General features: G+C 59.5%; 24 protein-coding genes. 11 read left to right on the top strand and 13 right to left on the bottom strand.

Annotated features, from left to right (window positions below; genetic code table 11):
- The first annotated feature begins 53 nt into the window (after nucleotides 1-53).
- From ADG881_RS09270 to ADG881_RS09245, 6 genes are read left to right on the top strand one after another with little or no spacing between them, the layout of a single operon-like run.
- Nucleotides 54-1,223 carry a CpaF family protein gene (locus ADG881_RS09270; protein WP_007151324.1) on the top strand — a complete coding sequence of 390 codons (1,170 nt, stop codon included), beginning with the start codon at nucleotides 54-56 and terminating at the stop codon, nucleotides 1,221-1,223.
- Nucleotides 1,210-2,130 (top strand): type II secretion system F family protein, encoded by a 921-nt coding sequence (locus ADG881_RS09265; RefSeq protein ID WP_007151440.1) that lies wholly within the window; start codon nucleotides 1,210-1,212, stop codon nucleotides 2,128-2,130. The genes ADG881_RS09270 and ADG881_RS09265 overlap by 14 nt, the downstream gene beginning before the upstream one ends.
- Nucleotides 2,123-2,998 (top strand): type II secretion system F family protein, encoded by an 876-nt coding sequence (locus tag ADG881_RS09260; RefSeq protein WP_007148452.1) that lies wholly within the window; start codon nucleotides 2,123-2,125, stop codon nucleotides 2,996-2,998. The genes ADG881_RS09265 and ADG881_RS09260 overlap by 8 nt, the downstream gene beginning before the upstream one ends.
- Nucleotides 2,999-3,012: 14 nt before the next feature.
- On the top strand, nucleotides 3,013-3,702 hold the full coding sequence (locus ADG881_RS09255) for a tetratricopeptide repeat protein (protein ID WP_039926501.1): 690 nt from the start codon (nucleotides 3,013-3,015) through the stop codon (nucleotides 3,700-3,702).
- On the top strand, nucleotides 3,699-3,968 hold the full coding sequence (locus ADG881_RS09250) for a hypothetical protein (RefSeq protein ID WP_007149057.1): 270 nt from the start codon (nucleotides 3,699-3,701) through the stop codon (nucleotides 3,966-3,968). The genes ADG881_RS09255 and ADG881_RS09250 overlap by 4 nt, the downstream gene beginning before the upstream one ends.
- Nucleotides 3,946-5,742, top strand: a complete 1,797-nt coding sequence (locus ADG881_RS09245; RefSeq protein ID WP_156790377.1) for a hypothetical protein — start codon at nucleotides 3,946-3,948, stop codon at nucleotides 5,740-5,742. Before ADG881_RS09250 ends, ADG881_RS09245 begins: the two co-directional genes overlap by 23 nt.
- A 437-nt stretch (nucleotides 5,743-6,179) precedes the next feature.
- Here the strand turns inward: ADG881_RS09245 and ADG881_RS09240 are convergent, their stop codons facing one another.
- Both ADG881_RS09240 and ADG881_RS09235 read right to left on the bottom strand, forming a co-directional pair.
- Nucleotides 6,180-7,367 (bottom strand): acyl-CoA desaturase, encoded by a 1,188-nt coding sequence (locus ADG881_RS09240; RefSeq protein ID WP_007148709.1) that lies wholly within the window; start codon nucleotides 7,365-7,367, stop codon nucleotides 6,180-6,182.
- Nucleotides 7,368-7,509: 142 nt separating this feature from the next.
- Complete coding sequence (locus tag ADG881_RS09235) at nucleotides 7,510-9,486, bottom strand: hydantoinase/oxoprolinase family protein (protein ID WP_007148401.1); 1,977 nt, start codon at nucleotides 9,484-9,486, stop codon at nucleotides 7,510-7,512.
- A gap of 152 nt (nucleotides 9,487-9,638) precedes the next feature.
- Between ADG881_RS09235 and mutM the strand changes: the two genes are divergently transcribed.
- Nucleotides 9,639-10,448, top strand: a complete 810-nt coding sequence (mutM, locus tag ADG881_RS09230; protein ID WP_007148506.1) for a bifunctional DNA-formamidopyrimidine glycosylase/DNA-(apurinic or apyrimidinic site) lyase — start codon at nucleotides 9,639-9,641, stop codon at nucleotides 10,446-10,448.
- A 176-nt stretch (nucleotides 10,449-10,624) separates the two neighbouring features.
- Nucleotides 10,625-11,005 carry a hypothetical protein gene (locus ADG881_RS09225; protein ID WP_007148517.1) on the top strand — a complete coding sequence of 127 codons (381 nt, stop codon included), beginning with the start codon at nucleotides 10,625-10,627 and terminating at the stop codon, nucleotides 11,003-11,005.
- A 77-nt stretch (nucleotides 11,006-11,082) separates the two neighbouring features.
- Here ADG881_RS09225 and ADG881_RS09220 read toward each other — a convergent pair whose 3' ends face one another.
- Together ADG881_RS09220 and hemW are read right to left on the bottom strand one after the other, a co-directional pair.
- On the bottom strand, nucleotides 11,083-11,844 hold the full coding sequence (locus ADG881_RS09220) for a TetR/AcrR family transcriptional regulator (RefSeq protein ID WP_230457825.1): 762 nt from the start codon (nucleotides 11,842-11,844) through the stop codon (nucleotides 11,083-11,085).
- 91 nt (nucleotides 11,845-11,935) lie between these two features.
- Nucleotides 11,936-13,087, bottom strand: coding sequence for a radical SAM family heme chaperone HemW (gene hemW, locus ADG881_RS09215; protein ID WP_007151469.1), 1,152 nt, complete (start codon nucleotides 13,085-13,087; stop codon nucleotides 11,936-11,938).
- Nucleotides 13,088-13,231: 144 nt separating this feature from the next.
- Between hemW and ADG881_RS09210 the strand changes: the two genes are divergently transcribed.
- Nucleotides 13,232-13,681 (top strand): YaiI/YqxD family protein, encoded by a 450-nt coding sequence (locus ADG881_RS09210; RefSeq protein ID WP_007149403.1) that lies wholly within the window; start codon nucleotides 13,232-13,234, stop codon nucleotides 13,679-13,681.
- Here the strand turns inward: ADG881_RS09210 and ADG881_RS09205 are convergent.
- From ADG881_RS09205 to ADG881_RS09190, 4 genes are all read right to left on the bottom strand, one after another.
- Nucleotides 13,672-14,391, bottom strand: coding sequence for a hypothetical protein (locus ADG881_RS09205; RefSeq protein ID WP_039926495.1), 720 nt, complete (start codon nucleotides 14,389-14,391; stop codon nucleotides 13,672-13,674). The two genes, ADG881_RS09210 and ADG881_RS09205, sit on opposite strands and share 10 nt — an antisense overlap.
- An 86-nt stretch (nucleotides 14,392-14,477) precedes the next feature.
- The gene (rdgB, locus tag ADG881_RS09200) at nucleotides 14,478-15,068 is read right to left on the bottom strand and encodes an RdgB/HAM1 family non-canonical purine NTP pyrophosphatase (protein WP_007151008.1); all 591 of its coding nucleotides are present in this window, start codon (nucleotides 15,066-15,068) and stop codon (nucleotides 14,478-14,480) included.
- Between the two features lie 181 nt (nucleotides 15,069-15,249).
- Nucleotides 15,250-15,840, bottom strand: a complete 591-nt coding sequence (metW, locus tag ADG881_RS09195) for a methionine biosynthesis protein MetW (RefSeq protein WP_007150760.1) — start codon at nucleotides 15,838-15,840, stop codon at nucleotides 15,250-15,252.
- Nucleotides 15,833-17,056 carry a homoserine O-acetyltransferase gene (locus ADG881_RS09190; RefSeq protein ID WP_007148434.1) on the bottom strand — a complete coding sequence of 408 codons (1,224 nt, stop codon included), beginning with the start codon at nucleotides 17,054-17,056 and terminating at the stop codon, nucleotides 15,833-15,835. The genes metW and ADG881_RS09190 overlap by 8 nt, the downstream gene beginning before the upstream one ends.
- Nucleotides 17,057-17,319: 263 nt before the next feature.
- Here ADG881_RS09190 and ADG881_RS09185 point away from each other — a divergent pair, with 263 nt between their 5' ends.
- Together ADG881_RS09185 and ADG881_RS09180 are read left to right on the top strand one after the other, a co-directional pair.
- Nucleotides 17,320-18,621 carry a hypothetical protein gene (locus tag ADG881_RS09185; RefSeq protein ID WP_007149180.1) on the top strand — a complete coding sequence of 434 codons (1,302 nt, stop codon included), beginning with the start codon at nucleotides 17,320-17,322 and terminating at the stop codon, nucleotides 18,619-18,621.
- Between the two features lie 85 nt (nucleotides 18,622-18,706).
- Entirely contained in the window at nucleotides 18,707-19,321 is a 615-nt protein-coding gene (locus ADG881_RS09180) for an outer membrane beta-barrel protein (protein ID WP_007149188.1), read from the top strand.
- A gap of 70 nt (nucleotides 19,322-19,391) precedes the next feature.
- On the opposite strand, the gene trmB is transcribed toward ADG881_RS09180, so the two are convergent.
- The 5 genes from trmB to rpoH all read right to left on the bottom strand — a co-directional run bounded on the left by trmB (nucleotide 19,392) and on the right by rpoH (nucleotide 23,023).
- Nucleotides 19,392-20,111, bottom strand: coding sequence for a tRNA (guanosine(46)-N7)-methyltransferase TrmB (gene trmB, locus ADG881_RS09175; protein WP_007150755.1), 720 nt, complete (start codon nucleotides 20,109-20,111; stop codon nucleotides 19,392-19,394).
- A 251-nt stretch (nucleotides 20,112-20,362) separates the two neighbouring features.
- Nucleotides 20,363-21,142, bottom strand: a complete 780-nt coding sequence (locus tag ADG881_RS09170; protein ID WP_007149119.1) for a thiazole synthase — start codon at nucleotides 21,140-21,142, stop codon at nucleotides 20,363-20,365.
- 57 nt (nucleotides 21,143-21,199) lie between these two features.
- The gene (gene thiS, locus ADG881_RS09165) at nucleotides 21,200-21,397 is read right to left on the bottom strand and encodes a sulfur carrier protein ThiS (protein ID WP_007148846.1); all 198 of its coding nucleotides are present in this window, start codon (nucleotides 21,395-21,397) and stop codon (nucleotides 21,200-21,202) included.
- Between the two features lie 8 nt (nucleotides 21,398-21,405).
- Nucleotides 21,406-21,774, bottom strand: coding sequence for a DUF423 domain-containing protein (locus ADG881_RS09160; RefSeq protein WP_007151521.1), 369 nt, complete (start codon nucleotides 21,772-21,774; stop codon nucleotides 21,406-21,408).
- A gap of 385 nt (nucleotides 21,775-22,159) precedes the next feature.
- A complete protein-coding gene (rpoH, locus tag ADG881_RS09155) occupies nucleotides 22,160-23,023 on the bottom strand; it encodes an RNA polymerase sigma factor RpoH (RefSeq protein WP_007149640.1) in 864 nt (287 codons plus the stop codon).
- Nucleotides 23,024-23,253 lie beyond the last annotated feature (230 nt).

The raw sequence follows: 23,253 nt of genomic DNA, 5'->3' as shown, positions 1-23,253 counted from the left end.
AGCGTGGCGCCTGGCCCGAATAACAGTCAACGCAACGGATAGCAGGAGCAGTTGTGGCCGGACGGATCGATGCGGAATACCAGCAGCTCAAGGATCGCACCCATCGGTGGGTTGTAGAGCGCCTGGATGAAGAAGGGATCGAGGTCGGCAATGCCGGCAGCGACCAGCTGTCGGATTTTGTCCGTACCACCGTGGGCCAGTATATCGCCCTGAACCGGGTCCCTCTTTCCACCCAGGATCTCAATCAGCTTGCCCGCGATGCGCTGGATGAAGTCACCGGCTTTGGTCCGTTGGAACCCTTGCTGGCGGATGAACAGATCAATGACATCCTGGTGAACGGCCCTGACAGTGTGTTCATTGAAGTGTCCGGGGTGCTGCAAAAGGCGTCGGTGCGTTTTATCGATGACGACCACGTGGTGAGAGTGATTCGCCGCATGCTGGCGCCGCTGGGGCGGCGGCTGGACGAATCCAGCCCCATGGTGGATGCCCGCCTGCCGGATGGCTCCCGGGTGAACGCCATTATCCCGCCGCTGGCGCTGGATGGCCCCAGCATCAGTATTCGTAAGTTCACGCGCAACCATCTGAGCGCCCAGGAACTGATCGATTCAGGTTCGCTGACCGAGGCATGCCTGGACATCATGATCAAGGCGGTGGAGTCGCGCCGCAATATTATTGTCAGTGGTGGTACCGGTACCGGTAAGACCACCATGCTGAACCTGATCAGCCAGTACATTCCCCGCCCGGAACGCATCCTCACCATTGAGGATTCGGCGGAGCTGGTACTGAACCACCCCCATGTGGTGCGGTTGGAAACGCGCCCGGCAAACACCGAGGGCAAGGGGCGCATCAGTGCCCGTGAGCTGGTGATTAACGCCCTGCGGATGCGCCCGGACCGGGTGATTCTGGGTGAGGTGCGTTCCAATGAAGTCATTGAATTGCTGCAGGCCATGAACACCGGCCATGAAGGCTCCATGAGCACCATCCACGCCAACAGTTCCCGCGATGCGCTGGTGCGTATTGAGACGTTGCTGGCGGTGAGTGGCTATGACGCCAGTGAAACGGCTATTGGCCGGCTGATCGGTTCGGCGTTGGACATCATTATTCAACTGGAGCGGACGCCGGACGGCCGCCGCCGGGTGAGTGAAGTGGTGGCGTTAACGCCCACCAGCGATGACCTTTATCACATGGATTACCTGTACCGGAGCAATGATGAGCGCGGTTGAGCTGCTCGGCATGGCACAGGTGCTCGGCATCATTGCCGTGCTGACGGTGTTGTTGCAGCTGGTCTGGTTCCGTTACCGGCAGCGCAGCCTGGTCAGCGACCGGGTGCGCCAGCGGTTACAGCAACGCACCGAGCTGGGTCAGGAGCTGGGGCAGACACGGGTGGTCAGTGGGCCGCTGGAGCGTCTGTTGCTGCGCGCAGATATTCGTTTGTCGCGTACCCAGTTGACGCTGATGGGCATTGTCATCTTTGTCATGCTGGCGCTGGTGCTGGCATCGTCCGGTTTTATTGCGGCTGCCGTGGTCGCCCTGTTCATTATGGCGAGCCTGTGGCTGTACTGGCGTTTCCGGTTTCAACAGCAGCGCCGTGCCATTTTTGAATCCCTGCCGGGCATCATGGATTCGACCCTGCGTTACATGGGGGCGGGCCGTTCTCTGGAAGCGTCGTTGCTGGAGTCGTTTCAGGATGCGCCGCCGGTGTTTCAACCGCTGACATTCCGGCTGCGCAGTGCGGTGGAATCCGGGCGTGACTACACCGGCCTGTTCGATGATTTTGCGCGGCTTTATCGGGTGCCGTCACTGGTGCTGGTATCCATTGCCTTGCGCACCTCCGCCCGCTTCGGCTCATCCATTCGGCCGGTTCTGCAGCAAGTGGCCAATTCCCTGCGTTCGCAACAGGAACTGCGCCGTGAGTTTCTTGCGTCCACCGCAGAAACCCGTTTTACCGCAGGAGCCTTTACGCTGCTGCCCTTGGGTATGGCGGTGTACATGATGCTGATTAATGAAAAATATGCCGATGTGCTTTTGCGCACGGACACCGGGCACACCATGCTGATTATCGCCGGTGTGCTGCAGGGCATCGGTGTGGTGATTATCTGGCGCATGGTGCAGGGGGTGGGGCGTGAGTGATCTGTTTCTGGCGCTGTCCGTCGTCCTTGTGCTGGTGGCGCTGTGGCTGCTGCTGTTCAAGGCACGGGAATGGGAAATGCGGGCACGAGTTCATGCCCGGTTGCACGACACTGCGGGCGTCCGTGTGGAAAATGACAGTGGCGGTTTCTGGCTGTGGCGTATTTCCGGGGCGTTGACAGAGTCTTCCCTGGCGGCCAGTGATTACGAAGATATTCGCCTTGCGCTGAAAGGCATGGGTAAAACCCGTGAACAGTCCCAGGTGATTTATTTATTGTCGTGTTGGTTGTTGCCGGTGTTGGTGGCGGCCATCGGGTTTCTGTTTTTCGGCGCGCTGGGCGGGCTGTTGATGTCGGCGGCAGGATTTATTTTGCCGCGCAGAACCATTCGTGGCATGGGGGCGCAGGCGGAAATGCGCCAGAACCTGGAAGCGGTGGAGCTGTGTCACATGACGCGCATGCTGATGGAGGCGGGGCTGTCACTGGAGCGCGTGCTGCGCATTATTGGTGTGCAGGGCCGCCCGTTGCTGCCAATCCTGATTGCCCGTATTGACCGGTTTAACCGGTTAATGAAATCCGGTGCGGAACGCACCCAGGCGCTGGATGAGCTGGGTGAAAATAAACGGATTCCGGTGCTGCGCAGTTATGTGGTGCTGATGAAACAGAGCAGCCAGTTAGGGGCCGGTGTATCGCACAGCCTGGACCAGATTATTGACGAAGCACAGAACGTGGAGCGTAACCGGATCCGGGAAGAAACCAACCGGATCGGGGCGAAAATGACGGTGATCATGATGGCTTTCATGCTGCCGGCGTTATTTATTCTGATTGGTGGCCCGGCGGTGGTGTCCATTGCCGAGGCGTTGACACGATGAAAGGGAGCAGGGACATGCGTGGCAGTAATTGGGGAGGTCTGTGTGCTGGGGCGCTGCTGACAGTGCTGGCGGGCTGCGCCCACCAAAGCGCGCCTGCACAGGCGAGCGGCACCGTGGATGTGTCTGGCATTGTCTGCAAGGATGCGCTGCAGCCGGAGCAAAGGGTGGACCTGGAAATGGTCGATACCCTGATGGCCAAAGGGCGCAACTATGCGGCGTTGGCGCAGCTGGAGAATGATCCGATGAACGCCATCGATCACTGGTTGCGTTACGGGCAGTTACTGGCGGCGTCCGGCAAACTGGAAGAATCGGAAGAGGTGTATCGGGCCATGGCCAACCGTTGTGGTGATGGCCGCAGTGAACATGGTCTGGGCATGGTGTTGCTGAAGCGCCATGAGGTCATGTCGGCAATTTCACATCTGGAAAAAGCCCGTGATATGGCACCAGCCACATCCCAGGTGCGCAACGATTACGGTTATGCGTTGTTGCTGGTTGGCCGTTATGACGATGCAGCATTTGAATTGCGCACGGCCCTGGAGCTGGCGAATGGCCAGGGGCCGGTTCGCCAGAATCTGGCAGTGGCCTACCTGATGAGTAATAACGAAAAAGGCATCCAGGAATTGCAGTCTCAATACGGTTTTTCCGAGGACGAAATGGCCTATGCGGAGAAACTCAGTCAACAGTTCGGGAGGGTCGCACCATGAATAAATGGCTTCTTGTGCTTCTTCTGCCGGGCCTGGCCGTGGCGGCCGAGCCCGAGCAGAATTATAGCTTCGGTGTATCCGATCAAGTGGTAAACAATGTGCCGGAAACAGTGACCGACTGGTTGCTGAACCAGCAGCGGGACTCTCGTCCGGCCGCAAAAAGTGAGCTCTCGGCGCCTATCTATGTGGATACCCAGCGTCGCCTGGCGGATTCATTCCGCACGGCCATACCGGACACCTTCGGTGAACAGACCCGCGACGAGTAATCGCCGGCGCCAGCAAGGCGCCCTGACGGTGATTACACCGCTGCTGTTGTTGATTGTCGTCATCCTGTCGGTGATGGCACTGGATGGCGCGCGCCTGTATATGCTGCGCGGCGAAATGCAGGCGCAGGTGAATGTGGCGGCGCAGGCAGGGGCGGCAGAGGCGCAGAGTTGTGGAGGCCAATTTGTTAGCACGGCTGTGATTCAAGCCCGGGCCCTTGCTGCTGCTCAGGCTCAGGGTTTTAGTGAAGAGGATGGCTCGTTGCAGGTTCAGGTCGGCCTGATTGAAGACGCGGACGGCAGCAATGTCCTTTCGTTTCGGCCGGTGAACTTCGTTGAAGAAAGTAATGCCGTACTGGTGACCTATACCCGTAGTGAGCCCATTTCCCTGCTATTGCCCGAGTCCACCTTTGGCACGCTGGATATGTCGGTGAATGCGGCCGCCCGTCGCGAGGTGACAGCGACGATCAGTGCTGCCGGAGGCACCGCTGGGGTCGGTGGCGACGGCTCACTATTGGGCTCGCTGTTGGGGGTGGTCTTGAATCAGCCGGGCTTTTCTCTGGATCCAACCAGCCTGGATAGCCTGGAAAACGCCACCGTGCAGCTCGGAGATTTATTGTCCGCGTTGGCGGTGGATGATCTGACGGAGCTGCTGGGGCTGGATGCGGATCAACTGGCATCCGCGATTGCTGATGTGGGTGGCGTTGCCGCACCGGTTGCTTCTTTGCTGGATGATATTGCTACCTCGCAAGGTATTGAAACCATCAAGGTCAGTGATGTCATTGAGGTGGTTGAGGCGACCTCAGTACCGGAAGACAGTGAGTTTCCGGTCTATGATCTGGTGATCAGCCTGGTGCTGAATCTGGCTGAGCAACAACAGGCTGGTCAGGGAGGCGTGCTGGATCTGCCATTGAATATCAATGACCTCAATATCCCCCTGATTGCGGATATTGAAACGGTGGATCTGGGGCTACACGTGGGGGAACCTCCCACCGTGGCTATCGGGCCGGCGAGGCAGGATGCTGACGGTAACTGGAGGACACAGTTTTACGCACCGGATGTGACTCTACAGTTACGGGCAAGAGCCGAGATTCTGCCGATCCCTATATTGGGGATTGTGGACTTTTCTCTGGCCGATCTGGAAATACCCCTGGCAGTGAACGCCGGTGGCGGTCGTGGGTACCTGGTCGCAGCTGATTGTGCGGCAGGTTCTTCCAATACCGTGGAATTTACTGTCGAGCTGGAACGGGAAGTGGCCCGGATCGTGACAGGAAGCCTGGATAGTGAGGGCGAATTGCAATCCTCGCCTCTGGATGCGGATGTGGGTCGAATCAGTCTCTTGTTCGGTTTGTTGTCGATTGATCCACTATTGCATCTTGATGCCGAACTGGATGGCACCGTACCAGGAACAGAGGAAAGGGTGGTGCTGGATCCTCGCTATGATCTTTATTGTGACCCGCTGACTGGTTGTGCTGAGGTGGGCTATGAGGATCTGGGAAGTGGCTTGGCCGGTCTTAATCTTGGGCTCACGGTTAACGCAAGTTTGCTGGAGGGTACGCTGGGAGGGATATCACTTGGTCAGGTGCTGAATCCCGTGATCGATTTGATTGAGGATCTGCTTTCGGATGTGGTCGTCAGTCTGGGCGATGCTTTGATCAATCCTCTTCTGCGCACGTTGGGTGTGGGCTTGGGAGGGATTTCGGTGAATGTCTCAGCGGCAAATCAGGATGCCATTCAGGTGATTGAGAACATCACTGTTGCGTCTGCACAGGGCTGAGCATGTAAACCGGTATTCAATGCTGGCCGACCAAGAAAGGTTCATCACGGATTAGAGTGAATAACACGCTTCTTGCCGTTTGGTTAGCTTATAGCGAATCCCTCCGCACTTTGTTGCCAAACGCTCGACGCCGGATGCCTGACGTAGACCCCCATAGCCTGAGTGGCTGTCGCTATTGCGGTATTTCTTTTGAGGGCTCCAGGGCCATTATTCAGGGAATCATTGAGCCATTCGTTTTGCGAAGATCGCATAGCGGCCATGGTTTGAAATGCAAGCGTCCGTCGTCGGGCATCTGGCGCCCAGCGATTGTCGAGGTTGGATAAAGAGGTAACGCCTGAAATCGACTCATCACTCCATTCCGCGATGAACCAAAAAAACGGGGAAAATGCTTGGAAAGAGATGAATGAAAAACGGCCGCATTAGCGGCCGTTTTCGTTTCAGGCAGTAGCGTGCCGGTAATGAGGTAACCGGTCGGCGAATTCCTGTAGCGCGTGGATGCCGGATTCGCGGGCGTCGTGGCACCACTTCTCCAATGCGTCCACCATTTCCGATGAGCTGCGGCTGGTCTGCGTCCAGATATCCTGCAGGCGCAGACGGAACTGGTAAATCGCTTCCAGGGTTTCGTTGTTCTCGGTCAGGCTTTTCAGGCGCAGTTCCTGATTGGGCTTGATCAGGGTGAGGTCCCGGTGCAGCAACGCCTTGGCGCGGCCGTACAGGTCGCGGGTGGCGTCACAGGCGCGGGCCTGTTCCTGTTTGAAGACCGGCGTAATCACGGTCTTGCGGTAATGGCGCATGACCTGAAAGCGGTGTTGCATGACGCCGCGAAGCGCGTCCAGGTCGATCCCGCGGGCGCTTTTTTCCAGGGCCGGTTTCGGGGCGACTTTCTTCACCTTGGCCAGTCCCAGCATCTCGAACAGGCGAATCCAGGCCCAGCCGGCATCGAATTCAAAGCGGCGTACGGATAGCTTGGCGGAGTTGGGGTAGGTGTGGTGATTGTTGTGCAGCTCTTCGCCGCCAATCAGGATGCCCCAGGGGGAAATATTGCGCGACGCATCGGCGCACTCGAAGTTGCGGTAACCCCAGTAGTGGCCCAGGCCGTTGATGACGCCAGCGGCGAACAGCGGGATCCAGATCATCTGAACGGCCCACACGGTAATGCCCGCGGCGCCAAACAGCAGCAGGTCGATGACCGCCATCAGAGCAATGCCGCCCATGGGGAAACGGGAATAGACGTTACGTTCCACCCAGTCGTTCGGGCAGCCAGCGCCATACTTCTTCAGGGTCTCTTCGTTTTCCGCTTCTTCGCGGTACAGTTCGGCCCCTTCGCTCAGTACCTTGCGAATGCCTTTCACCACCGGGCTGTGCGGGTCCTCTTCGGTCTCGCACTTGGCGTGGTGTTTGCGGTGGATGGCAGTCCACTCCAGGGTGTTCTGGGCGGTGGTGAGCCACAGCCAGAAACGGAAGAAATGCTTGAGCACCGGGTGCATGTCCAGCGCCCGATGCGCGGAATAGCGGTGCAGGTAAACGGTGACGCTGACAATGGTCACGTGGGTCATGGCCAGGGTGATCAGCACCAGGGCACCGAGACTCGGAGCCAGAAGGCCCTCACTCAGATAATTCAGCATAGATGTCGCACAGTAAAAAGACGGAGCCGCTATTGTGCCCTACCCGGGATGACGGACATAAGACACTAAACGGGTCAAATTCGGACTTTACGGCCAATCAGGGTCCCAAAGGTGCTTGCTGACTGACGAATGGGCACTGCTGCTATGCCTTCCGTTGCAGCAACAGGTGCCCCTGGGAATCGACGGTGGCATGCCAGTTTGCGGCCAGCCAGGTGGTGCCCACGGCTTCGTAGATCAGGGCAGGGCCGGCGATACGCTGCCCGGCGCCCAGTGATTCGCGGTTATACACGGCCACTGGGGTGTCTATGCCGGGCAAGGTGATAAGGCGTTCTGCTGACGCTGACCGGGTATGGCGATCTGGCTGGGCAGGCGGGCTGTTTTGGGCCTGGCTCTGGACGCGCAGGTTGACCTGCTCAACGGGGAGCCCCAGCTGGTGACCAAAGCGCTGCTGGTGGGCGGTGTGGAAGCCGGTTTCCCGGTCGGCCAGGGTGGGCTCCCAGTCAATCTGCAGGACGGAAGATTGCCCCCGGTAGCACATGTCCACAAACACCCGGTGGCGAATCCGGTCTGCGCTGACGCCTTCGGCAATGAGCTCTGCCTGGCCCTGCTGTTGCAGTTGCGCAATGCGTTCGTGCAACAGGGGCTCGTCTATCTGTTCTGGCAGTGCCTGCAGCATTTCCCGTTTGCGCGGGGCGTAGACCAGCCCTTCGGCAGACAGGACGCCCGCCCGTTGCGGAACAATGGCCTGGGTCATACCCAGGTTGTCGGCCAGCGCGCAGACATGCAGGCCGCCGGCGCCACCGAAGCTCATCAGTGCGAAGTCCGCGGGGTCGAAGCCTTTCTGGATGGAGATTACCCGCAGCGCCTGGGTCATGTGTTCGTTGGCCAGCGCCAGCACCCCGTCGGCGGCTTGCTGGCGAGTCAGGCCCAGGGCCTGGGCGAGCCTGTCCATGGCCTGTTCCGCGGCGGGCACATCCAGCGCCAGTGAGCCGCCGAGGGCAAAGTCCGGCTGCAGCCGGCCCAGCACCACATTGGCATCGGTGACGGTGACCTGTTGCCCGCCTTTGCCGTAGCAGGCGGGGCCGGGGTCGGCACCAGCGGATTGCGGCCCCACGTGCAGCAGGCCCGCGTCATCCACATAGGCCAGCGAGCCGCCGCCGGCGCCGATGGTGTGCATGTCCACCATGGGAACGGCTACCGGATAGGGGCCAATGTGGCCCTGCTGGGTCAGGCGGATATCGCCATCAAGCAAGGCCACATCGGTGGAGGTGCCGCCCATGTCGAAGGTCATCAGCTGCGGTTGCTGCAGCTGATGACCTAGCCGCTGGGCAGCGGCCAGCCCGCCGGCAGGGCCGGACAGCAGCAGGTTGACGGCCAGATCGGCCGCCTGCTGTGAGGCAATGGTGCCACCGTGGGATTGCATGATCGCCAGTGGCGCGGGGGCCGTGGCCTGTTGCAGGCGTTGCAGGTAGTCGGCGACGCGGGGGGCCAGCCAGGCATTCAGCCAGGTGGCCATGCCCCGTTCGTATTCGCCCCGGGTGGGCAGTATCTGGTGCGATGGGCTCACCGCAAAGCCGGCATCACACAAGGCGTCATTGAGCCGTTGTTCGTGTTCCGGGTTCAGGTAGCTGAACAGCAGGCACAGGGCGATGGATTCCGGGTCCAGCTCGCGGACGGCGCTCAACAGGGTGGCAATGTGTTCGTCGGTGAGCGGCGTCACCGGGTGGCCGGCGGCATCCAGCCGTGCCGGGCAGCCGAGCGCGGGCAGCAGGCTGACCGCAGAGGCGTTGCTGGGGGGCGTCAGATTGTAGAGTTCCGGGCGGTTCTGGCGGCCAATGCGGAGGATATCCTCCAGCCCTTCATTGGTAATCAGCAGGGTGCGGGCGCCCTTGCCTTCCAGGGCCGCGTTGGTGGCCACGGTGGTGCCGTGCACAATGGCCAACTGCCCGCTGGCCATGGCATTACTCAGGCTCAGGTCCCTGATGCCCTGCAGGATGGCGCGTTCCGGGGATGAGGGGGTGGACAGCACTTTGTGGATGCGCGGTTCGCCGTCGCCCAGCAGAACAAAATCAGTAAAAGTGCCGCCGGTATCGACGCCGAGCCAGTAAGTGAGAGACATGAGAGTAAATTAATAATGAATAGTTAATAGTTAATAATGAATAATTGAAAAACGAGTTGCGGAAGCAGTGTAGCCTAAGACATGCATGCTTTTGGATGTTGTGTTGGTTTTCGTTATTAATTATTCATTACTAACTATTCATTGCCTTTTTTATGCCTGAATTACCTGAAGTGGAAACCACCCTGCGCGGCATTCGTCCGCATGTGCAGGGACGCATTTTGACGTCGGTCACGGTGCGTGAGCCGCGCCTGCGCTGGCCGGTGAGTGAGGCGCTTTATGCGTTGCGTGATTGCCCCGTTGTGGCCCTGCGCCGGCGGGCCAAGTACCTGTTGATTGAGCTGGAGCACGGGCAGGTGCTGATTCATCTGGGCATGTCCGGCACCCTGCGGGTGGTGGATGCGACCTTGCCATTGCGCAAACACGACCATGTGGACCTGCTGCTCGATAGCGGCAAGGCGCTGCGTTTCAACGATCCGCGCCGGTTCGGCACGGTGCTGTTCCAGGCCGGCGAAGAGCCACACAGCTTGTTGCAGTCGCTGGGACCGGAGCCGCTCAGCGAGGCGTTCAACGGTGAGAGGATGTTTGCCCGCTCCCGGGGACGCAAGGTGGCAGTGAAGAGCTTCATCATGGATAACGCCACGGTGGTGGGGGTGGGCAATATTTACGCCCAGGAAAGCCTGTTCATGGCGGGTATCCATCCATCACGGGCGGCCGGGCGTATTTCCCTGGCGCGCTATCAGGCGCTGGCGGAGGCCATCAAGGTGGTGCTGGCCCGGGCGATTGAAGCGGGCGGGACGACTCTGAAGGATTTTACCCGCGCCGATGGTCAGCCCGGGTATTTTGCCCAGTCGCTGAATGTGTATGGCCGCGCTGGCCAGCCCTGCCTGCAATGCGAAGCCATCCTGAAGGCGGATCGGCATGGCCAGCGCAGTACGGCCTATTGCCCGCAATGCCAGCGGTGACGGGGTGAAGGATGGGGGGATCGCCTCGCGTCGGTGCTGATCAATGATTGAGCGCCTGACCTATTGCTGGCCTAAGAACAAAGGTGTAGATTGTGATGCAATTGTCGGAATATTAACGACTTAGCTGAAACAATGTCAGCGATACTTTAACTATAAAAATACAAGAGGGACTCACCATGAAGCGAGCAAAGCGCCCGGTAGTGGCATCCGTACTCGCCTCCACCATGCTGTTTGCTGCCATGGCGCCCGTCACGGCACAGGCGGCTGAATCAAAGCTGGATCGGCCGGGGGAAATGGCAATGATCGGCGACGCGGTTTTTGCGCGCCCATTGCTGCTGGTTTCCACGGTGGTGGGGGCTGGCCTGTATGTGGTTACGCTGCCGTTCAGTCTGCTGGGGGGCAATCCGGGAGAAGCCGGCGAAGTGCTGGTGATGAACCCGGGCAAGAATACCTTCGTTCGTTGCCTCGGTTGTACGCCGGCTCAGCATGAGAGCCTGAAGGCGGAAAAAGAGATGCAGAAAAGCGCAGAACAGGAAGCGGTGGCCAGTGCGGAATAACCGCCGGCCATTGTTCACCACAAAAGAGCCCCGCATTGCGGGGCTTTTTTATGGGTGAGCAAACGGTCGAGCCGGGGTCAGGCGCTGCCAAGCTTGAGGCAACTGCCTTTTTCCTTGCACAGATCCGCGAACAGGTAATCGCAGAGGCTGGTGACTTTGCTGCTCAGTGCGCCGTCATCAAAGGGGCTGTCGTCAAGCGGTTGCCACTGCATGGCATTGAGCTGCAGCTGTACGTTGCGCAGTAGCAACCTGTGAGGGTCTTTCAGGTCGTACATATCCAGGATGCCGTCGGCATGGATCAGCGTATGCATGCCCATGGCCATGGACCACTGGCCGATGCTGAATGTCAGCGGGTCCTGACCATGGTCTTCCAGTTCGTTATTGCCAATGGCATCGCGAACGACCTGTTCTACCATCCTGCCAATGGGCTGGGTGGCGGTCAGGAACTGCTCCCGACGGCTGGGTGACGACGCCAGCCAGACGACTTCTGTCATGATGTACTGTTCGAGCCGGAAGTGTTCAGGGTAGTGCTGGGCAAACAGTGAGTAGGCCAGGGAAAACCCCAGCATCTTGTCGCGACTGGACAGGTCGGAATGGGCGACTTTCTCGAAGTATTCCCGCCGTGTGGTGGTCAGCTCGGTGCAGACCGCGATAAGCAGGTCTTCCTTGGACGCGAAGTGGTGATAGAGCGTACCAGTGGCAAAATTGCAGCTGCGGGCAATGGCCGCCATCTGCACGCCCAGCAAGCCTTCATCGCAAAGCTGCTGTCGGGTTGCCTCAATAAAGAGCTGTTCTCTTTCTGCTAGCGCCTGTTCGCGCCCGCTGCGTGTTTTTGTCATAGTCATAATCTTTTGTGATCCCGCCATTCAGTGTGAATAGCCTTGCAATAGGGTTCAAGCGCTTTTGTCGGCGTGTGGACGGGCGTGCCGTTTACAAAAGCGCCGCCGCCAGTTTTTCCAGCAATCCGTTCAGGTGGCGCAAACCATTATCGGTACAGGCCAGCCGCTGGTCTGTGATGGCGAGCAACCCCTGCTGCTCCAACGGGGTCAGTGCGTTTTGCCATTGTGAGACCGGCTCTCCGGTGGCTTGCGCCAGCGTTTGCCAGGTGATGCCGTCCACCAGACGCAAGCCGTTTAGCAGGGCCTCGAACAGGCGATCTTCGCGGGCAATGGGCTGGTGCTGACGGCGGGCATGGGCGGCGTCGGCCAGGTAGTCCTCGGGTTTTCGGGTTTTCTGGTACCGGTGCACGTGACCCTGCGAGGCCTGGGTGATCTTGCCGTGGGCGCCGGCGCCAATTCCGAGATAGTCCCCGAATTGCCAGTAATTGAGATTATGCCGGCAGCGGCGTCCAGATTGCGCGAAGGCGGAAATTTCGTAGCGTTGGTAGCCGTGCTGAGCGAGCAGGGCGAAGCCGGCCTGTTCGGTGTCGGCCATGGCGTCGCTGTCTGGCTGGACCGGCGGCGCGCGGTAGAAAACAGTATTCGGCTCGATGGTCAGTTCGTACCAGCTCAGGTGCGTGGGTTGCAGGGCGATGGCCTGCTGCAGATCGTCCAGGGCCTGGGCGTGGCTCTGCCCGGGTAGCGCATGCATGATATCCAGATTGAAATTGTCGAAGCCGGCGGCCCGCGCCTGGTGGGCGGCGTCGATGGCGGCGCTGGCATCGTGGATGCGCCCCAGCGCTTGCAGGTGCGCGTTATTGAAACTCTGGACACCGATAGACAGGCGGTTGATGCCCGCGTCGCGAAAGCCTTCGAAGCGGCCAGTTTCCAGGGTGCCGGGGTTGGCTTCCAGGGTGATCTCGGCGTCTGCCTGCAGGGTCAGTCGCTGGCGAATGCCCTGAAAGAGTTGCCGGTAAAAGTCGGCGGACATCAGGCTGGGGGTGCCGCCGCCGATAAACACCGTTTCCACTGGACGGTCACCGATCAGCGGTAAATCCTGTTCCAGATCGGTAAGCAGGGCCTGCAGGTAGGCGGCTTCCGGAATCTCGCCCCGCTCATGGGAGTTGAAATCGCAATAGGGGCATTTACGCACGCACCAGGGGGTGTGGATGTACAGCGAGAGCGGCGGGTTGGTCAGGGGCATGGAAGGGCAATGAATAATGAATAGTGAATAATTAATAGCGACAGATAAAAAACAGTGCCGGGTTGGAGTATGGTAACAGAGTCGGGTGACTAGGGGTTTTTCTTTAGTTGTTCACTATTAATTGCTCATTATTAACTGCCATTTATGCATATCTGGGTTGATGCGGATGCGTGCCCGCGTCCGGTGAAAGAAGTGTTATTCCGTGCTGCACAGCGAGCGCAGGTTCCCTGCACGCTGGTGGCGAATCAGCATATCGCCGTACCACGTACGCCGTTGATCCGTTCCATTCAGGTGGGGCAGGGCTTTGACGTGGCGGATAATGAAATCGTGCAGCGCTGTGAGGCCGGCGATCTGGTGGTGACCCAAGACATACCGTTGGCCGCTGAAGTGGTGGAAAAGGGCGCCGAGGCGGTGACGCCTCGTGGTCACTGGCTGGACAAGGATACCGTGCGCGAACGCCTGAATATGCGTGATTTCATGGAAGAAATGCGTTCGGCGGGGATGCAGACCGGCGGCCCGGCCAGCTTCTCCAGTCAGGACAAGGGGCGGTTTGCCAATGCGCTGGACCGGTGGCTGGCGCGGGCTCAGAAGTAACCCATCACCCCGACCTGTCCCCAGCTGAGGTCACCACCGCCGTCGCGGCGCACATCTTCTCCTGCCCAGCTGTGCTGCCAGCCGGCCCACAGGTTGACCGACCGGTGGCAGTGCAAGGTCAGCATCACACCCACTTCGCGGTGATTGGGGCCGTCATAGTCCTCGCTGGCGTAACCCTGATCATAGGCTTGCGTCAGCCGCAGTTGCGCGATGCCGGTTGCCCAGAGCTGCTGTTCCCCTACCAGTGATAGCGCATAGAAAGCGCCGTCGGCCTGCCTGCTCCAGGTGCCGTCTGCGCGCAGGGCCAGCCAGGGCTGCAGATGGGTGGCGATACCGAAGCCGGCTTCCACGTCATCAGGGGTGTCCAGTGCCGGGTCGTCCGCGTGGAACTGCAGGTAGGTCACGTTGAGGTACGGTTCCCAGCGGCCGATGCCCGGCGCGTATTCCGCGAACAGGTTGTTCTCCCGGTAGTCGCTGCTGCCAGCGCCCCAGGCTTGCCAGACCCCCAGGGCCCCGTGGTCTTTTGTCAGGTCGCCGCCCAGGCTATGCAGGCTGTGGCCATCGAGATTGTCGCGGCCTTCGCTCACATAGCGGCTGTGCCATTGCGTCTGCAGGCTGCCGTGTAGCGGGTTGGCCTCGCTCAGGGCGGCAGGCAGTAGCAGGGCAAGGCAGAGGTAATGTTGTGGATAAGGGCGACGTGGGGTTGGCACCGAAGCGGCTCCTTGCTGACGGTAAACCCTGACCTTATCAGAGGGGAGCGAAGGCGCGGTGAAGGCGCTCACTCCCTGCGCGGTCGTCAGGCTTTCAATGCTTCGATCAGGAGAGCCATGGCCTTGCCCCGGTGGCTGATGGCATTTTTTTCCTCCGCGGGCAGCTGCGCGGCGGTGCAGCCTTTTGCTTCCACAAAGAAATGGGGATCGTAGCCAAAACCTTGCTCGCCCTGGGGTTCCAGTACGATGCGTCCGTTCCAGCTGCCCTGGCAGATTAGTGGGGTGGCGTCGTCTTCGTGGTGCATCAATACAATCAATGCCACGTAGCGGGCCTGGCGAGCCTCTTCCGGAATCTCGGTGAGCATCTCTACCAGCAGGGCGTTGTTTTTGGCGTCGCTGGCACCGACCCCGGAAAAGCGGGCGGAGAAGATGCCGGGGCTGCCGTTCAGAGCGGCGACCTCGAGTCCGGAATCGTCGGCGATGGCGGGCAGGCCGGTGTGCTTGCAGGCATTGCGGGCCTTGATGATGGCGTTTTCCACAAAGGTGCTGCCGGTTTCTTCGGCTTCCGGCACATCGAACTCACTCTGGGCGACCACTTCAATGTTGAGCGGGGCCAGCAGGTGCTGCATTTCGGCGAGTTTCTTGGCGTTGCCGGAGGCGAGAACGAGTTTTTCCATGGGGTATCCTGATGAGTTGAAAGTTCAAAGTTGAAAGTTCAAAACGCGGGGAAAGGCTGTGGGTTGCTCGAAATGGCAATGTCCTCGCGCTGCAAAAGAAGTGGTATCGCGGCGAGGGCCTGACAGAGCCCTGCCAACTCTACCGCGCTTTTCAACTTTGAACTTTCCACTTGCTCCTGAATTAAACCGTCACCCGATAAATAGCGATTTCCCCGAACAGATTTGGCCACCATTTGCTGAGCACGCTGGTGCGGTGATTACGGTTAATCACCTGGCGTTCGAGGATACGAATGCCGTGCTTTCGGCAGTGGGTTTCAAAATCCTGCACGGTGCACAGGTGAATGTTCGGGGTGTTGTACCACTCGTAGGGCAGCGCGGACGACACCGGCATGCGCCCTTTCAGGCCCAGGTAGGCGCGGACTTTCCAGTGGCCGAAGTTGGGGAAAGTGATAATCGCTTCGCGACCGACGCGGACCATTTCGTTGAGGATCTGGTCCGGGCGCAGCACCGCTTGCAGGGCCTGGGTCATCACCACGTAATCAAAGCGGTGATCCTGGAAATTGCCCAGCCCGCCGTCCAGATCCTGCTCCAGCACATTCACGCCCTTTTCAAAACAGGCGGCCAGGTTGTCCTGGTTGATTTCCAGGCCATAGCCGGCGGTTTGCTTGTGCGTTTTCAGGTGGGCCAGCAGGGTGCCGTCGCCGCAACCCAGATCCAGCAGGGTTGCGTTGTGGGGAATCCAGTCGCTGATTAGCTGCAGGTCATCACGCATCGGTGCTGGCCTCCACGTTTGTTGCCCTGTTTTCAGTCTCGTTGGCGCTGTTTTCCACCTCGTTGGCGACCCTGTGCATGTAGGCGCCGAACAGCTTGGTGTACTCGGGAATGTCCAGCAGGAAGGCGTCGTGGCCCTTGGGTGTGTCGATTTCCGCGTAACTCACATTGCGCCCGGCGTGGACCAGGCCGTTAACGATTTCCCGGCTGCGTTCCGGCGCGAAGCGCCAGTCCGAGGTGAACGACATGACCAGGAAGTTGCAGCTGGGTTTGGCGAGCGCTTGCTCCAGTGAGTGGTCAAACTCCCGGGCCGGGTCGAAATAGTCCAGCGCCTTGGTCATCAGCAGGTAGGTGTTGGCGTCGAAGTTGCGCGAAAACACCTCGCCCTGATGGCGCAGGTAGGATTCCACCTGAAACTCCACGTCGAAGCCGAAATGGAAACGCCCGGCGCGCAGGTCGCGGCCGAACTTCATGCGCATGGCGTCGTCACTCAGGTAGGTGATGTGGCCGACCATGCGCGCCAGAATCAGCCCCTGGCGTGGGTAGGTATCGTGCAGGTAATAACGCCCGCCGTGGAAGTTCGGGTCGGTCAGAATCGACTGTCGCGCCACTTCATTGAAGGCGATGTTCTGGGCAGAGAGCTTCGGCGCGGCGGCGATGACCACTGCATGGCTGAGGCGTTCCGGGTAATCGATGGACCACTGCAGAGCCTGCATGCCCCCCATGCTGCCGCCGATGACCGCGGCCCAGCGTTGGATACCCAGCACATCGGCCAGCCGTGCCTGGCTGTTCACCCAGTCCTTCACCGTCATCATGGGAAAATCCGGACCCCAAGGCTGGCCGGTCTCCGGATTGATGGATGCCGGGCCGGTAGAGCCGTGGCAGCCGCCCAGGTTGTTCAGGCTCACTACGAAGAAGCGGTCCGTGTCGATGACCTTGCCGGGGCCGATACAGGTATCCCACCAGCCCGGGCGTTTGTCGTCCGGCCGGTGATAGCCGGCGGCGTGATGGTGGCCAGACAGGGCATGGCAGATCAGCACCGCGTTGGACGCGTCGCTGTTCAGGGTGCCGTAGGTTTCATAAACCAGATCATAGGTCGGCAGCGTGCGGCCACATTCCAGCTCCAACGGGGTGTCGAAGTGGTGAACCTGTGGCTCGATCAGCCCTACGGAGCCGGCGGCGGCATGGGGCAAGACGTCGGGATTCTGTTGCGACATGATGACTCGCTAGCAAGAGATGTCGCAAAGTCTAAAGCCCGCCCGGTGGGGGCGCAATCAAAGCCCGGCCGTTGCCATGGTATCCTGCCGAATCGGGCACGGTATTTTCGCGGTTCTGTGCATCCAGTATGCCGGATGCTTTCATACAAAACCCCTGCGCGCCGCAAAACGGGGAAAGCGTCTCGGAATAGCGGCAGCATTTCAGGCCGCGTGTTTTTCGTCAGGCATCCGGCATTCGGCGTCTAGCGATTATCAGGAAGGGTATGAAGAAAGAATCGGTAGTGGACGCTTTGTATGAAAAAGTGGCCAACGATGAAGATGCGCGCACCTGTACGGACATTAGTGAGGACGCTTGCCGGGAGGTGCCGGGCAACTTCTTTCGCATTATCGCCGCCAATACGCTGACCAAGGTCGGCGACCTGTTGATCAACCCGAAAACCGTGCTGGCCTGGCTGATCAGTGCGGTGGGCGCGCCGGGCTCTCTGGCCGGTTTGCTGGTGCCGATTCGCGAGTCCGGCTCGCTGATTCCTCAGTTGATGATCGGCGCGCTGGTGCGGCGCTATCCCGTACGCAAGGGCTTCTGGGTGCTGGGAGCGGCGCTGCAGGGATTGTCCGTGCTGGGCATGGCGCTGGTGGTCTGGTTGCTGGATGGCCTGGCCGCGGGGTGGGGGATTGTTGGCCTGCTGGTGCTCTTTAGCATCAGCCGGGGCTTCTGTTCCGTGTCCATGAAGGATGTGCAGGGCAAGTGCATTCCCAAATCCCGCCGTGGCCGGCTCACCGGACTGTCGGCCACGCTGTCCGGAGCGCTGACCTTCGGGCTGACGCTGTTGATCTTCCGTGGCGACAGCGACCCTTCCGTCCTGTTCTACAGTGCACTGCTGGCCGGTGCCGGTGCGGCCTGGTTGGTGGCCGCGCTGATGTTTCTGTCCGTGGATGAATATCCCGGTGCCAGCGAGGGCGGTAGCAACGCCCTTCGCGAGGCCTGGAATAGCTTGTCCCTGTTGAAGGACGATGCGCCTTTTCGGCGTTTCGTAATCACCCGTGCCTTGCTGATGGCGTCGTCATTGGCGTCGCCGTTTCTGGTGTTGCTGGCGAAAGAGCAATCCAGCCTGGCGTTGCTGCTGGGGAGTTTCGTGTTGGCGTCGAGCCTGGCCAGTGCGGTGAGTGCCACGGTGTGGGGCTATATGGCGGACAGCTCCAGCCGCACCGTGATGGTTCGCGGTGGCGCGCTGGCGGCGCTGGTGTGTGTGGTGGCGGGCGCGGTGTCGGTGTCCGGTGTGCAGGCAGAGGGGATGCACTGGTTGTACCCGGTGGCTTTTTTCATCCTGGCTATTGCCCATGCCGGCGTGCGTATCGGCCGCAAGACCTACATGGTGGACATGGCGGGCGGCACCAAGCGCACCGATTACACTGCGGTGAGCAATACCGTGATTGGCGTTCTGTTGCTGGCGGTTGGCGGTATCAGTGCGGCGGTGGCCATGTTGGGGAACGATTGGGCGTTGCTGGTGCTGGGCACGATGGGGGCGATGGGGGTTGCCAGTGCGACATCTCTCAAAAGCGTGTAAGCAATATCGCAACGATAAGAAAAAGATTTTCCATCTGCCGTTTAGCTATTAGTCTTGCCGCCTTTGCCAAAATAAGGGGGGAATCATGAAAAAAACGCTAGTGATGTTGCTGGTAACCTTGGCCACCGGAAATTCCTGGGCTGCCGAAGATAGCCTGAAAGGAGGCTTTCTTGTGGGTGGAGGCTTTGCGCGGGATACCGGCAATTTTGCTGATGAGCTGGAAGATGTACTGGGTAGCGGCTTCAACGTAGAAGATGATGGTGCCAGTACCGGCCCAGACCTGTACCTGGGGTATGCTTTTAGTGGCGCGTCTTCTATTCGGGTTGGGTATCGCCAATTCGGGGAGCAATCCGGAGAGGTGTTCACTGGTGGAATGAAGATAGGCGAATATGAGGTGGATGCCGATGGTCTGTACCTGGCTGCTGATATCATGTTCCCACTTGCGGACACCGTTTATTTGGGGGGGACATTGGGTTTGCAGAACTGGGATGGCGAATCCACTACTACCACTGCCCTCGGAACGTCTAAAGGCAGCAGCGATGGTCGGGATTTTTTCTATGGCCTGCGTGGTAAATTTCTCTTCAATCAGGGCAAAGGCGGTATTGTCGCCGGTTACACCTTCTACAGTTTTGAAGATGAAATGGGTGAAGAGCTGGAATACAACAGCTTAAGCTTGGGGGTGGAAGGCTACTTCCGCTGAGATCGAGCAAAGAAAAACCGCAGCCCACGCTGCGGTTTTTTTGCCCGTTTGTAGAACGAATTCTTTCCTGTTAAGCGCTTTTCTCGAACAACAAGTCCCAGACTCCGTGGCCAAGTTTTTCTCCGCGGCGCTCAAACTTGGTTTCCGGGCGCCAGCTCGGGCGCGGCGAGAAGCCGCCAGGCCCTGCCGCATTGTTGAATCCCTCGGCCGTGTTCATCACTTCCATCATGTGTTCGGAGTAGTTTTCCCAGTCCGTGGCCATATGCAGGATGCCGCCGGGCTGTAATTTGCGCTGCACCAGCGCCACCCAGGCGGGCTGGACGATACGGCGCTTGTGGTGTTTCTTCTTGTGCCAGGGGTCGGGGAAGTAGAGTTGCACCCGTGCCAGGCTGTTGTCGGGAATACACAGTTCAAGAATCTCTACCGCATCGTCACAGTAGCTGCGCAGGTTATTCAGGCCCTGCTGCTCGATTTCCATTAGCAGGGCGCCTACGCCGGGACGGTGCACTTCGATACCGATAAAGTCCTTGTCCGGGTCGGCGGCGGCCATTTGGGCCAGCGACTGGCCCATGCCGTAACCGATCTCGAGCACCCGGGGAGCATCGCGGCCGAAAACGTGTTCGGGATCCAGCGCGCCCTGAGCCCGCTCCAGCCCGAAGCGGGGCCACAGGGTATCCAGGGCATTGCGCTGCCCGGCGGTCAGGCGGCCCTCGCGCAGGACAAAGCTGCGCACCTTGCGCATGACCTTGCCGGTTTCCGGATCTTTATCGTGGTTGATGAAATCGAGCATGGGGCCGGACTACCGTAGTGAAAGAGGCGGATGAAAGGGTGACGCTGTAGCAGTGGATTATAACAAAAAGGACCGGTTGGCGGTGAATGTGCCCTCTTCACGCCACCTTGATCGGGGATGGGTAAAGTGAACACAGAGATTCAATACAACTCTGCCTGAAGTGCACGAGCATCAACGGTTCAACACTTCCCCTTGGCGCCAACTCCCCCCTGAGTGGCGCCGTTTTTTTGCCTGCCGGCAGCGGGCTTTTACTAGCGACTCAGACCATCCAGCGGCGAAGAAGCCGAGGCGTAGGCCTTGCGCGGCATGCGCCCGGCCAGGAAGGCTTCGCGGCCGGCTTCGATGGCTTTCTTCATGGCGGAGGCCATCAATACCGGCTTTTGGGCATGGGCCACGGCTGAATTGAGAAGCACGCCGTCACAGCCCATTTCCATGGCCAGCGCCGCATCGGAGGCGGTGCCCACGCCGGCGTCCACGATGATGGGGACCTTCGCTTCTTCCATGATCAGCTTGATGTTGTGCGGGTTGAGAATACCCAGTCCGGAACCGATCAGCGAACCCAATGGCATCACTGCTACGCAGCCCATGTCTTCCAGTTCTTTTGCCACGATGGGGTCGTCGTTGGTGTAAACCATCACCTTGAAGCCGTCGTCGATCAATTCGCGGGCGGCGTGCAGGGTGTGGGTAATGTTCGGGTACAGGGTTTTCTGGTCGCCGAGCACTTCCAGTTTCACCAGGTCGTGGCCATCCAGCAGTTCCCGCGCCAGCTTGCAGCACCGCACCGCATCTTCGGCGGTAAAACAGCCGGCGGTGTTGGGCAGGATGGTGTATTTGTCCGGGGTGATGTAGTCGAGCAGGTTGGGCTCGTCCGCGTTCTGGCCAATGTTGGTACGGCGAATGGCCACAGTGACGATTTCTGCTCCGCTGGTTTCGATGGCGTCGCGGGTTTCCTCAAAATCCTTGTACTTGCCGGTGCCGATCAGCAGGCGGGAGGAGTAGGTGTTTCCGGCAATGGTCAGCAGGTCGGACATTCTGGCCTCGATAATTCGGTGAGTAGTTTGCTGTCAGGACAATTCGGGTGGTGCGGGTCAGCCGCCGCCGATGGCATGCACGATTTCCAGCACGTCACCTTCGTTCAGCGTGAAGTCGGCATGTTGGCTTTTCGGGATGATGTCCCGGTTCACTTCCACCGCCAGCCGGCGGCCAGTCAGTTCCAGCTGGGCCACCAGGTCGGCAATGGTGTTGCCGTCCAGGGAGAGCGTATCGCCATTCACAATGAGCTTCATGATCTTTATCAAGCGTGTTTGAAAAGGGACCAGGCCAGCATCAGCCAGCCGATGATCAGGGCGGTGCCGCCTAGCGGGGTAATGGCGCCAAGCCATTTCTGCCCGCTTAACACCAGTACGTACAGGCTACCACTGAATACCAGCATACCGGCAAACAATACCCAGCCGGCAGTGACCATGCTGGAGGCGCCGAACGTTTTCGCCAGTAAACCCACCAGCAGCAGCGCCAGCGCATGAAAGAAATGGTATTCGCTGGCGGTGGCCCAGGTGGCGAGCAGGGATTCGTCCACGCGGGCTTTCAGGCCATGGGCACCGAAGGCGCCGAGCATGACGGCAAGGGCGCTGTTGAGGGCGCCGAGTACAAGCAGGGTTTTCATTCGGGACTCCGCAGTGGCGGTCAAAACGAGTGCCGCCTCGGGTTGCATAGTGTACCGGAATATCCGTGTCGCGGGGTACATTCGTTGCGAGGGTAGGAGCGCCGCTTGGGGCGCGAACCCGAGCCTTGGCGAGGGATGTCGTTTCGAGTAACGAGAAGGGGTTGCGAGGGGCCGCTATTCGCGCCTCAAGTGGCGTTATTCGCTTCGCTCACCCTTACGGGCCAGCCTGTGGCGGTTACCTTCGCAAGCTCGGTTCCTACAGCGGGAATAAGGTTTTTGCGTGTTACGCCGCATGATGTGTGTCGTTGCCGTAAAGCGGCACAAAAAAGCCCCTCGGAAGGGGCTTTTAGCGTGTTGCCTGTTGCGTGAAGCATGCAGCGTATCTTTACGCTGCGATGGCGTTACGCAGCTTTTTGATGGCGTTGTTTTCCAGCTGGCGAATCCGTTCGGCAGACACGCCGTATTCGTCGGCCAGTTCCTGCAGGGTGGATTTCTGGTCCGCCAGCCAGCGGCGTTCCAGAATGTCGCGGCTGCGTTCGTCCAGTGCCATCAGGGCGGAGCTCAGCTGGCGACTTTCGCGCTGCTGCTTGTCCTGTTCCGCAAGCAGATCGGCCGGGTCACTGTTGTCGCTGTGTAGATAGGCGGCGGGTGACACCACGGTGCTGTCGTCGTCATCGTTGGTGGGGCCATCGAAGCTGGCGTCGTAGGCGCCCAGACGGCCTTCCATTTCCTTGACCTGCGTGGCGGTAACGCCCAGGTCGTCGGCGACCCGCTGGGCCTCTTCCATGGTCAGGCGGCCCAGACGTTTTTTCTGGCCACGCAGGTTGAAGAACAGCTTGCGCTGGGCCTTGGTGGTGGCCACTTTCACGATGCGCCAGTTCTTGATCACGTATTCGTGGATTTCGGCCTTGATCCAGTGCACCGCAAAGCTCACCAGACGGACCCCTTTAGTGGGGTCAAAGCGTTTTACGGCCTTCATCAGGCCCACGTTGCCTTCCTGCACCAAGTCGCCCAGTGGCAGGCCGTAACCGGTGTAGCTGCGGGCGATGTGGGCGACAAAGCGCAAGTGAGACAGGACCAGGCTGCGTGCCGCATCCAGGTCCTGATCGTAATACAGTCGTTCGCCAAGGCGTTGTTCTTCCTCTGCGCTGAGTACCGGCACGGCGTTAACGGCTCGCATGTAGGCGTCCAGGTCGTTACCCGGTACGGCTAATGTGAGCGCCTGTGCGCGTTCTGAAAGGTGTGTCATGCGCGTGTTCTCCTCGTTGGCGTCGCTCGTTGACGAGCATCCCAATCCGTTTGAGTCCTGATATTAGCACTCGCATTCATAGAGTGCTAATAGGCGAAAAAGTTCCGTTTGATCGACTCAGTTGATCGATGCTGAAGAGCATGCATCGCCCGTGTTAAGCACGGATGAACAGAGTATTAGAGGGGTTTGGGGCGATCAGGTTCCCTGGGCGTCAATTTGTCAGGCTACCC

This window comes from Alcanivorax sp. DG881 (genome assembly GCF_000155615.1).
Classification (GTDB): Bacteria; Pseudomonadota; Gammaproteobacteria; order Pseudomonadales; family Alcanivoracaceae; genus Alcanivorax.
Note: the sequence above shows the minus strand (reverse complement) of the source record. Positions and strands in the feature narration are given on the sequence as shown.

Bases quoted from the DNA above. Each gene is read 5' to 3' on its own strand.
- ADG881_RS09265 (WP_007151440.1), top strand. From the start codon at position 1,210: ATGAGCGCGGTTGAGCTGCTCGGCATGGCACAGGTGCTCGGCATCATT.
- ADG881_RS09255 (WP_039926501.1), top strand. From the start codon at position 3,013: ATGCGTGGCAGTAATTGGGGAGGTCTGTGTGCTGGGGCGCTGCTGACA.
- ADG881_RS09250 (WP_007149057.1), top strand. From the start codon at position 3,699: ATGAATAAATGGCTTCTTGTGCTTCTTCTGCCGGGCCTGGCCGTGGCG.
- ADG881_RS09240 (WP_007148709.1), bottom strand. From the start codon at position 7,367: ATGCTGAATTATCTGAGTGAGGGCCTTCTGGCTCCGAGTCTCGGTGCC.
- ADG881_RS09235 (WP_007148401.1), bottom strand. From the start codon at position 9,486: ATGTCTCTCACTTACTGGCTCGGCGTCGATACCGGCGGCACTTTTACT.
- mutM (WP_007148506.1), top strand. From the start codon at position 9,639: ATGCCTGAATTACCTGAAGTGGAAACCACCCTGCGCGGCATTCGTCCG.
- ADG881_RS09225 (WP_007148517.1), top strand. From the start codon at position 10,625: ATGAAGCGAGCAAAGCGCCCGGTAGTGGCATCCGTACTCGCCTCCACC.
- ADG881_RS09220 (WP_230457825.1), bottom strand. From the start codon at position 11,844: ATGACAAAAACACGCAGCGGGCGCGAACAGGCGCTAGCAGAAAGAGAA.
- hemW (WP_007151469.1), bottom strand. From the start codon at position 13,087: ATGCCCCTGACCAACCCGCCGCTCTCGCTGTACATCCACACCCCCTGG.
- ADG881_RS09210 (WP_007149403.1), top strand. From the start codon at position 13,232: ATGCATATCTGGGTTGATGCGGATGCGTGCCCGCGTCCGGTGAAAGAA.
- rdgB (WP_007151008.1), bottom strand. From the start codon at position 15,068: ATGGAAAAACTCGTTCTCGCCTCCGGCAACGCCAAGAAACTCGCCGAA.
- metW (WP_007150760.1), bottom strand. From the start codon at position 15,840: ATGCGTGATGACCTGCAGCTAATCAGCGACTGGATTCCCCACAACGCA.
- ADG881_RS09190 (WP_007148434.1), bottom strand. From the start codon at position 17,056: ATGTCGCAACAGAATCCCGACGTCTTGCCCCATGCCGCCGCCGGCTCC.
- ADG881_RS09185 (WP_007149180.1), top strand. From the start codon at position 17,320: ATGAAGAAAGAATCGGTAGTGGACGCTTTGTATGAAAAAGTGGCCAAC.
- ADG881_RS09180 (WP_007149188.1), top strand. From the start codon at position 18,707: ATGAAAAAAACGCTAGTGATGTTGCTGGTAACCTTGGCCACCGGAAAT.
- trmB (WP_007150755.1), bottom strand. From the start codon at position 20,111: ATGCTCGATTTCATCAACCACGATAAAGATCCGGAAACCGGCAAGGTC.
- ADG881_RS09170 (WP_007149119.1), bottom strand. From the start codon at position 21,142: ATGTCCGACCTGCTGACCATTGCCGGAAACACCTACTCCTCCCGCCTG.
- thiS (WP_007148846.1), bottom strand. From the start codon at position 21,397: ATGAAGCTCATTGTGAATGGCGATACGCTCTCCCTGGACGGCAACACC.
- ADG881_RS09160 (WP_007151521.1), bottom strand. From the start codon at position 21,774: ATGAAAACCCTGCTTGTACTCGGCGCCCTCAACAGCGCCCTTGCCGTC.
- rpoH (WP_007149640.1), bottom strand. From the start codon at position 23,023: ATGACACACCTTTCAGAACGCGCACAGGCGCTCACATTAGCCGTACCG.